This window comes from Streptomyces endophyticus, assembly GCF_035798155.1.
GTDB classification, from domain to species: domain Bacteria; phylum Actinomycetota; class Actinomycetes; order Streptomycetales; family Streptomycetaceae; genus Streptomyces; species Streptomyces endophyticus.
In genome coordinates this window covers 360,754-369,379 of sequence record NZ_JAOZYC010000001.1, presented here as the reverse complement: position 1 = coordinate 369,379, position 8,626 = coordinate 360,754, and the positions used below count along the sequence as shown (strand labels likewise).

The 8,626-nt window shown below is 70.6% G+C and carries 10 protein-coding genes; 2 read left to right on the top strand and 8 right to left on the bottom strand.

Annotated elements, in window-relative coordinates; all coding sequences use genetic code 11:
- Window positions 1-106: 106 nt before the first annotated feature.
- From OKJ99_RS01700 to OKJ99_RS01685, 4 genes are all read right to left on the bottom strand, one after another.
- On the bottom strand, window positions 107-1,402 hold the full coding sequence (locus OKJ99_RS01700; protein ID WP_326013823.1) for an amidohydrolase family protein: 1,296 nt from the start codon (window positions 1,400-1,402) through the stop codon (window positions 107-109).
- 13 nt (window positions 1,403-1,415) lie between these two features.
- Entirely contained in the window at window positions 1,416-1,733 is a 318-nt protein-coding gene (locus OKJ99_RS01695) for a hypothetical protein (RefSeq protein WP_326013822.1), read from the bottom strand.
- Window positions 1,734-1,809: 76 nt separating this feature from the next.
- On the bottom strand, window positions 1,810-2,955 hold the full coding sequence (locus OKJ99_RS01690) for a thiolase family protein (RefSeq protein ID WP_326013821.1): 1,146 nt from the start codon (window positions 2,953-2,955) through the stop codon (window positions 1,810-1,812).
- Window positions 2,948-4,438 (bottom strand): class I adenylate-forming enzyme family protein, encoded by a 1,491-nt coding sequence (locus OKJ99_RS01685; RefSeq protein ID WP_326013820.1) that lies wholly within the window; start codon window positions 4,436-4,438, stop codon window positions 2,948-2,950. The genes OKJ99_RS01690 and OKJ99_RS01685 overlap by 8 nt, the downstream gene beginning before the upstream one ends.
- A gap of 107 nt (window positions 4,439-4,545) precedes the next feature.
- Between OKJ99_RS01685 and OKJ99_RS01680 the strand changes: the two genes are divergently transcribed.
- Window positions 4,546-5,310: an SDR family oxidoreductase gene (locus OKJ99_RS01680; RefSeq protein WP_326013819.1), complete on the top strand. Its 765-nt coding sequence runs from the start codon at window positions 4,546-4,548 to the stop codon at window positions 5,308-5,310.
- Between the two features lie 45 nt (window positions 5,311-5,355).
- Window positions 5,356-6,369, top strand: a complete 1,014-nt coding sequence (locus tag OKJ99_RS01675; protein ID WP_326013818.1) for a ferredoxin--NADP reductase — start codon at window positions 5,356-5,358, stop codon at window positions 6,367-6,369.
- A 36-nt stretch (window positions 6,370-6,405) separates the two neighbouring features.
- Here OKJ99_RS01675 and OKJ99_RS01670 read toward each other — a convergent pair whose 3' ends face one another.
- The 4 genes from OKJ99_RS01670 to OKJ99_RS01655 form a co-directional block, all read right to left on the bottom strand.
- A complete protein-coding gene (locus tag OKJ99_RS01670) occupies window positions 6,406-6,714 on the bottom strand; it encodes a hypothetical protein (RefSeq protein ID WP_326013817.1) in 309 nt (102 codons plus the stop codon).
- 112 nt (window positions 6,715-6,826) lie between these two features.
- Window positions 6,827-7,102 (bottom strand): hypothetical protein, encoded by a 276-nt coding sequence (locus OKJ99_RS01665; protein WP_326013816.1) that lies wholly within the window; start codon window positions 7,100-7,102, stop codon window positions 6,827-6,829.
- An 11-nt stretch (window positions 7,103-7,113) separates the two neighbouring features.
- Complete coding sequence (locus OKJ99_RS01660; protein WP_326013815.1) at window positions 7,114-7,302, bottom strand: ferredoxin; 189 nt, start codon at window positions 7,300-7,302, stop codon at window positions 7,114-7,116.
- The gene (locus tag OKJ99_RS01655; RefSeq protein WP_326013814.1) at window positions 7,299-8,594 is read right to left on the bottom strand and encodes a cytochrome P450; all 1,296 of its coding nucleotides are present in this window, start codon (window positions 8,592-8,594) and stop codon (window positions 7,299-7,301) included. The genes OKJ99_RS01660 and OKJ99_RS01655 overlap by 4 nt, the downstream gene beginning before the upstream one ends.
- Window positions 8,595-8,626: the final 32 nt, after the last annotated feature.

Sequence of the window (8,626 nt, the reverse complement as noted above, 5' to 3'; positions counted from 1 at the left end):
GCGCGGGCCAGGGCGCGGGCGACGGCGGCGCCGATGCCGCCGGGCGCGCCCGCGCCGGTGACCAGCGCGGAGCGGCGGGTGAGGTCGAAAGGGGTCGCGGAGGAGGTCACTTGGCCGCCGCCGTGGCCGCGCGGGCACGGGCCCGGAACGCCTCGAGCTTCTGGGAGGGCTCGACGACACGCTTGCTGCGTGCCTGAATGGACACGTCGTGGCCCGCGGCGCGCTGCCGCAGAGCGGCGACCGTGGCCTCCTCCTTCTTGATGTGTGTGAAGGGGTCGAAGGAGTACCAGCGCATGGCGTTCTGGTACGTCATCTTGTTGGTGTCCTCGTCGGGGACCTGGTGCTCGCTGAGTACGCCGTGCAGTTCCTCGGGGGCGTTGGGCCACATCGAGTCGCTGTGCGGGTAGTCCGCCTCCCAGCAGATGTTGTCGATGCCGATCTCGTGGCGCAGCTTCACGCCGATGGGGTCGCTGATGAAGCAGGTGAGGAAGTGCTCGCGGAACACCTCGCTGGGCAGCTTCCCGCCAAAGTCCTGCAAGGTCCACGTGGCGTGCATCTCGAAGGTGCGGTCGATGCGCTCCAGGAAGTACGGGATCCAGCCGGTGCCGCCCTCGGACAGGGCGATCTTCAGATCCGGGTACTCCTTGATGGGGCGCGACCAGATGAGGTCGGCGGCGGCCTGCACGAGGTTGAGCGGCTGCAGCGTGATCATGGCGTCCGGCGGCGAGTCCACCGAGGGGACCGCGAGGCGTCCTGAGGAGCCGATGTGCAGGTTCATCACGGTGTCGGTGTCGCAGAGCGCCTGCCACAGGGGGTTCCAGTACTCGTCGTGGAAGCTGGGGAAGCCCATGGCGCCGGGGTTCTCGGTGAACGTCAGCGAGTGGCAGCCCTTCTCGGCGACCCGCCGTACCTCCTTGACGCAGGCGTCGACGTCCCAGATCGCGGGCAGTGCCATCGGGATGAAGCGGCCGGGGTGGGCGCCGCACCACTCGTCGATGTGCCAGTCGTTGTAGGCGCGCACCAGCGCGTACGACAGGTCGCTGTTCTCGGTCTCGAAGAGGCGGGCGGCGAAGCCGGGGAAGGACGGGAAGTTCATCTGGGCGAGGACGCCGCCCGCGTCCATGTCCTTGACGCGTTCGTGCACGTCGTAGCAGCCGGGGCGGATCTCGTCGAGGCCCTGGGGTTCGAGGCCGTACTCCTCCTTGGGGCGGCCGGCCACCGCGTTGAGCGCGACGTTGGGCAGGACGGCGTCGCGGAAGCGCCACACGTCGGTGCCGTCCTCGCGGTGCTCCAGGCGGGGCGCCTCGTCCCGGTACTTGGCCGGGAGGTGGTTCACGAACATGTCGGGCGGTTCGATGATGTGGTCGTCGACGCTGATGAGTATGAGGTCGTCCTGGTGCATGGCCGGGTGCCTTTCAGTCGGAGGCGGGTAGCGCCTTGGCCGCCTTGAGGGTCATGGGCGCGCCGTCACAGCTGAGTACGCCCGATCCGGAGGATGTGCAGAGCAGTTCGATCGTCTGCTCCGAGTCCTCGTACCTCTTGCCGATGAGCGTGGCCGCCTCGCCCGTGGGGCCGGGAGCCGACGGTGCGGCATCGAGTGGGACCATCGGTTCGCCTCCGCAGGTGATGCCGGGGGCCGGTCCTGCGGGCGCCCGGACGACGATCACCCGAACTCCGCAGACTGTGCTGGCCAGTTGGAGGCCGGGACGCAGTTCCCGGACCGCTGACGTCATCGACGGCTCCTCTCCACGGGGTCCACCGAATTCATGGGGCCCATCGGGTGGAAACTAACTTCTCCACTGAAGGTAATCAAGATTCCGCACCAACCTCCACCACCACGGCCGACCCCATGCCCCCGCCCGCGCACATGGCGGCCACGCCGGTCCCGCCGCCCCTGCGGCGCAGCTCATGGACGAGCGTGACCAGCATCCGGCCACCCGTCGCGGCGACGGGGTGGCCGAGTGAGCAGCCGCTGCCGTTGACGTTGACCGTGTCGGGGTCGAGGTCGAGTCGGCGTACCACGGCCACGCACATCGACGCGAACGCCTCGTTGATCTCGTACAGGTCGACGTCGCCGGTGCTCAGCCCGGCGCGGGCCAGCGCCTTCGGGATGGCCTGCACGGGGGCGAGCCCGGTGTCGGCCGGGTCGACACCGACCGAGGCCCAGGCCCTGACAGTGGCGAGGGCAGGCAGCCCGAGGCGGTCACTGACGACGGCGAGGGCAGCGGCGGCGTCGTTGCCGCCGGCCGCGTTGCCCGCGGTGATACTGAAGCCGTCGATCTCGGGGTGCAGCGGCTTAAGTCCGGCCAGTTTCTCGGGTGAGGTGTCACGGCGCGGGTGTTCATCGACGTCGAACAGTCCGTGCGGCGTCTCGACCGGCACGATCTCGTCCTTGAAGCGGCCCTCGTCGATGGCGCGGATCGCGTTGCGGTGCGAGCGCAGCGCCCACGCGTCCATGTCCTGGCGGGAGATGCCCGCGGCGACGGCCGCGTTCCAGCCGACCGTGATCGACATGTCCAGGTTGGGGGCGTCGGGCCGGTCGGGGTGGGTGGGCGGTACCCACGGTTCGCCCCCGAAGCTCAGACGCGGCGAGGTGGACGCGGAGTTCACCCCGCCCGCGATGACCACCTCGTCCATCCCGGCGCGGATGGAGGCGGCCGCCGACTGCACGGCGGCCAGCGACGCGGCGCAGTGCCGGTTGTGGGCGAGGCCCGGCACGGTGGTCAGCCCTGCGGTCAGTGCGGCGTGCCGGGCGATGACGCCGCCGCCGTAGAGGCCCTCGGCCAGCATGACGTCGTCGATGCGGTCGGGATCGACGCCGAGTTCGGCGAGGCGGTCGGCGCTCGCGCGGACGATGCGGTCAGCGAGGGTGTAGGCGTCGGTGTCGCGCAGGGTGCCCTTGCGGGCGGTGCCCACGGGGGTGCGCAGGGCGGAGACGATCACGGCTTCAGGCATGGGACTTCTCCGGGTTGTCCAGCTCGGCGGGTGTGGCGAGTTCGGCCAGTTCGGCGATGAGCGTGCGGCGCAGCAGCTTTCCGGTCCCCGTGCGCGGCAGGTCGGCGCGGAAGACGACGGTGTCGGGGGTCTTGGAGGTACGCAGCCGTTTCCTCACCCACTGCCGGATCTCGTCCGGCTCAACGCCCTCGCCGCCTTCTGCGCTGCTGACGAGGACCGCGACGATCCGCTGCCCCCACTCCTCGTCCGGCACCCCGATGACGACGGCCTCGCGCACACCGGGATGTTCCAGCAGGACGTCCTCGATCTCGGCGGGGGCGATGTTCTCGCCGCCACGGATGATGGTGTCGTCGGCACGGCCCTCGACGTAGAGATAGCCGTCGGCGTCGAGCCGCCCCAGATCGCCGGTGGGGAACCAGCCGTCCGCGTCGAGCACGCTGCGGCCGCTGTACTCGCCCGAGATCTGCTCGCCCCGCACATGCACGAGACCGGTGCTCCCCTGCGGGCACAACTCGCCGTCCACTGTGCGGAGTTCGATCTCGACGCCGGGCAGTGGGCGGCCGACCGAGGTGAGCCGGTCGCGGACGACGGGGTCGTCTGCGGCGAGCGCGGCACGATGGTCCTGCGGGCCGAGCACCGCGATCGACGAGGAGGTCTCGGTCAGCCCATAGGCGTTGACGAAGCCCGCGTCCGGGAAGGCCCGCAGCGCCTTCTCGACGACGGTGCGCGGGGCACGGGCGCCGCCGTAGGCGAGGCTGCGCAGGGTGGGGACACCGGCGCCCTCACCGGCGGGGAGTTCCTCGACGATGCGGGCGAGCATCGTCGGGACGAGCATCGCGTGGGTGACCTTCTCGCGGCGCAACGCTGCAAGCCACTCACCGGCCGAGAACGCCGGCAGGTACACCACGCGGCGCCCGGTGTAGAGGTTGGACATCAGGTTCGTCAGGCCGGCGATGTGGTACGGCGGGACGGCGACGAGCGCCGCGTCGCCGTCGGCGGCGGAGTTGAACTCCAGCGTGTTCAACACGTAGGCGAGCAGGTGGCGGTGGCGCAGCAGGGCGGCCTTCGGGGCCGCGGTGGTGCCGCTGGTGTAGAGGATCACGGCGACCGCGTCCTGGTCCCAGGGCGCCGGTACGTCACCGGCCGGGGGCTCGCCGGTGGCGTCGAGCAGCCCTTCCAGATCGTCGGGACCGATACGGACCGCGCCCGGATGCCGCCCTTCGATCCCCGCCAACTGATCCGCGCCAAGACGGTAGTTGAGCGGCACGAACGGCACGCCGGCCAGGGCGCAGCCGAACAGCGCGACGGGGTAGGCGAGGTGGTTGGGTGCGCGGTACAGCACCGCCGGAGCGCCACGGAAACGCTCGGCGGCGCGGCGCGCGAGGGCGAGGATCCGGGCAGCGGACAGGGAGCGGTCGTCGAGCGTGACCGCCGGCCGCTCCCCTGCCGATGCGGCCATCTCAAGGGTCATCAAGATGTTCATGAGAGTGCTATTCTCGCTTCAGTAGAGCGAGACTTTCAAGAGTGTCGGCACCAGTGACCACATCAGTGGGCGCACCCTCAACAACCCTTCGGTAGTGGGGAGTACAGATGCAGATCACCGGAAGCTCCGCGATCGTGGTCGGCGGCACGGGCGGCCTCGGCGAGGCCACTGTGCGCCGCCTGCACGCGGCGGGCGCGCGGGTCGTCGCCGCGGACGTCAATGACGAGAAGGGCAAGGCGCTCGAGGCGGAGCTCGGGATCCGGTACGTCCGCACCGACGCCACCGACGAGGACAGCGTCAACGCGGCGCTGGCGGAGGCAGAGGCGGCCGGGCCGCTGCGCATCGTCGTCGATGTGCACGGCGGCCCCGCGACCGGCGGCCGACTGGTCGGCAAGGACGGCAGCCCGCTCCCCCTGGACGGGTTCCGTACCACCATCGACTACTACCTGACCTCCGTCTTCAACGTGCTGCGCCTCGGCGCGGCCGCGCTCGCCCACCAGGAGCCGCTGGAGGAGGGCGGCCGTGGCGTCATCGTCACGACCGCGTCCATCGCCGCGTACGAGGGCCAGATCGGCCAGCTCCCCTACGCGGCCGCCAAAGGCGGCGTCGCGAGCATGACGCTGGTCGCCGCGCGCGACCTGTCGCCGCTGGGGATCCGGGTCACCACCATCGCGCCGGGCACCATCAACACGCCCGCGTACGGGAAGGCCGGCGACCAACTGGAGGCGTACTGGGGGCCGCAGGTGCCGTTCCCGAAGCGCATGGGGCGCAGCGAGGAGTACGCGGCGCTGGTCCAGGGGCTGTGCGAGAACGACTACCTGAACGGTGAGGTCGTCCGCCTGGACGGCGCGCTGCGCTTCCCGCCGAAGTAGGCATCACCTCGCGTCAGTTCCCCTTGCATGAGAAGAAGGAGGCCCATGCCGAGCTCCCCGCTGTTCCGGCGCGCGACCGTGACACGGATCGTCCAGGAGACCGCCGACGCCCGTACGTTCACGCTGAAGCCGCTCGACGGGCCGCTCACATACGAGGCCGGGCAGTACTGCATCTTCCGGATCACGGTCGACGGGCGTCCGGCGCCGCGCGCGTACTCGTTCTCGAGCGCGCCCGGCTTCGACGACGAGATCACCACGACGGTGAAGCGGGTGCCGGGCGGCGCCGCGTCGAACTGGCTGCACGACCACGTCCGTGAGGGCGACGAGCTGGAACTGACGGCGGCACGCGGCAGGTTCACCCTGCGCCCCGCCGACACCCCGCTCCTCGGGTTCTGCGGCGGCAGCGGGATCACGCCGGTCCTCTCCCTCGCCAAGAGCACGCTGGCGGGCACCGATCGCCGCGTCCGGCTGCTGTGCGCGGACCGGAACCGCGGCCAGGCCATCTTCCACGACACGCTGACCGACCTGGCGGCCCGCCATCCCGACCGTCTGGACGTCGTGCGTCATCTCGACGACTTGCGGGGCTACTTGTCGGCAGCGGACATCAAGGAGTTCGTCGGCGCGGACGCCGGGGCCGACGCGTATGTCTGCGGACCCGAACCCTTCATGGAACTGGTGGAGTCGGCCCTGGCGGGCACGGGGCGGGTGTTCAGCGAGCGGTTCGGAGGCGGCGAGGCGCCCGCATCCGTACCCACGACCCCTCCCGCGCACGTGAAGGCAGCGGGCACCGTCACCGTCGTCATGCAGGGACGACGCCAGACCATCGCCAAGCGCCCCGGCGAGACTCTGCTACAGAGCGCCCGCCGCGCCGGCTTCGCTCCGCCGTTCTCGTGCGAGGCGGGCAACTGCGCGACCTGCATGGCGATCCTGCGCGAGGGCACGGCAACGATGCGGGCCAACGACGCGCTCATGGACGACGAGGTCGCCGAGGGGTACGTACTGACCTGCCAGGCGGTACCGGACGAGGACGCCGCGTCCGTGGTCGTCGAGTACGAGTGAGACGCATGAGTCACCGCTCCTGACCCGTGCCGGCCTTCAGACGGCCATGCCGTACACGATGGTGAAGACCGTGCCGAGCGAGCCGATGATGAACACCCCGGTGAGCCCGGCGATGATCAGGCCCTTGCCCTGTTCCGCGCTGAACGTGTCGCGCAGCGCGGTCGCACCGATCCGCTGCTTCGCGGCGCCCCAGATCGCGACGCCGAGGCAGAGCAGGATCGCGACGGCCATGACGACCTGGATCATCGTCTTCGCCTCGGCGCCCAGGGTCCCGAACGGGCCCCAGTCAGGGGCGATGCCCCCGATGATCGTGGTGATGTCGCCCTTCTCGGCGGCGAGCAGCATGTCGAATCCTCCGTGGGGGTACGCGCGGTCACCCGCCCACCGGCGGGCAGGGCCTGCTCCCCATGGTGTCCTGCATGGTGCGATTTCGGGGCCGGTTCCACCCGGTCGGGACTCAGGCGCGGTCCCCCGGGTCGCACAGCACGAGGATCGCGCGGGCGACGAGTTCGCTGCCGCTGCCCAACTGGTCGCTGTAGCGGGTGATGGTGTCGCGCACCGCGCCGGTGAAGGACGGGTCGATGCCGCGTGGGCCGGTCGGCGGGGGCAGTTCGCGCACCATCGCCCGTCGGCGACGCAGCAGTTCGATGATTTCCTCGTCCAGTTCGCGCAGCCGGCCGCAGGACGGAGTCCCGGCGTCGCCCGCGAACGCGGAGGCCACATTGATCGTCACAGCGCATCCCCTCAGTGGACCGTGATCGCGCGCTCCGGGCAGGCCCGGGCCGCGACCCGTACGTCGTTCTCGTGCTCGGCCGGGACCTCCCCGCCGAGGACCACCGCGTATCCGTCGTCGCTCAGGTCGAAGACCTCGGGGCAGGTGGAGCAGCAGATGCCGTGTCCGCGGCAGCGGTCGTCGTCGACGGTGGCCTTCACTGGACCACCGCCTGGTCTGCGGGGGTGAATTCCAGGTGGAGGCGGGTGAGTCCGCGCAGGATGTACGTCGGCACGTAGTGGTAGCGGCGGGCGTCGGCCGGGCCGTGGTGTTCCTCGGAGATCCGGATGTCCTCGGTGCGGTCCAGGAGCCGCTCGATCGCCACGCGCGCCTCCGCGCGGGCCAGCGGTGCGCCGGGGCAGGTGTGCGGGCCGCGACCGAAGGCCAGATGGCGGCGGACGCCGGGGCGTTCGACGTCGAAGGTGTCGGGGTTCTCGAACCATGCGGGGTCGCGGTTGGCCGCCCCGTTGAGCACCATCACGGTGGTGCCCGCGGGCAGTTCGACGCCGCCGAGTTCGACCGGCACCTTGGAGAGCCGGAAGTCGCCCTTGACCGGGGACTCGATGCGCAGGCACTCCTCGACGAACGGGGCGATCAACTGCCGCTCTGCGCGCAGCCGCTGCTGAAGCTCCCGGTCGTCGCCGAGGATCTTCAGGGCGGTGCTGAGCAGTCGTACGGTGGTCTCCTGGCCCGCGGCGAACAGGTTGGCCGCGACCCGCACGGCCGCGTCGACCTCGGGCAGCGTCCCGTCGGGGAACGTGGCCGTGGCCAGGCCTGTCAGCACGTCGGAGCGGGGCTCGCGGCGGCGCTCCTCGATGTAGCGGGCGAAGCGGCCGTAGAGGAACTCCAGTGGGGTGTGGCCGAGTTCCTCCTGCTCGGTGCTGCCGATGGCGCCGCGACCGCGCGGGCGGCCCTGCAGTTCTTCAGCGAACTCGGCACGGTCCTCGTCGGGCACCCCGAGCAGGTCGGCGATGACCAGGAGGGTGAAGGGTCCGGCGAACTCGCTGATGAACTCGCCCTTCCCCGGGGCGAGGAAGTCCTCGATCATGCCGTCGGCAAGACGCCACATCGCCTCTTCGTTCTCCTTGAGGCGCTTGGGTGTGATCAGCCGCATCAGGAGCGAACGGTGGTCGGTGTGCACCGGCGGGTCCAGCGTGGGCAGTTGGTCGCTCATGGGCAGTTCGTCGCGGTGCCGCTCGATGAGCTCGGAGACGTCGTCGCCCTCCAGGGGCACGGGGAAGCCGGGGAACGGGCCGGTCACGGCGGTGCACGCGGAGAAGCGCTCCGTGTCGTTGTAGACCTCCACGGCCTCGTCGTAGCCGGTGATCAGCACGACATCGTGGTGCTTCTCGCGCTGCACGGGACACTGCCCCCGCGCGGCCTCGAAGTACGGATACGGATCGGCCACGACCTCTTCGTCGCGGAAGAAGTCGACCTCCTCCAAGTCCTTCACGCTGGCGCCCCTTTCAGGTGCATGGTGCCTCG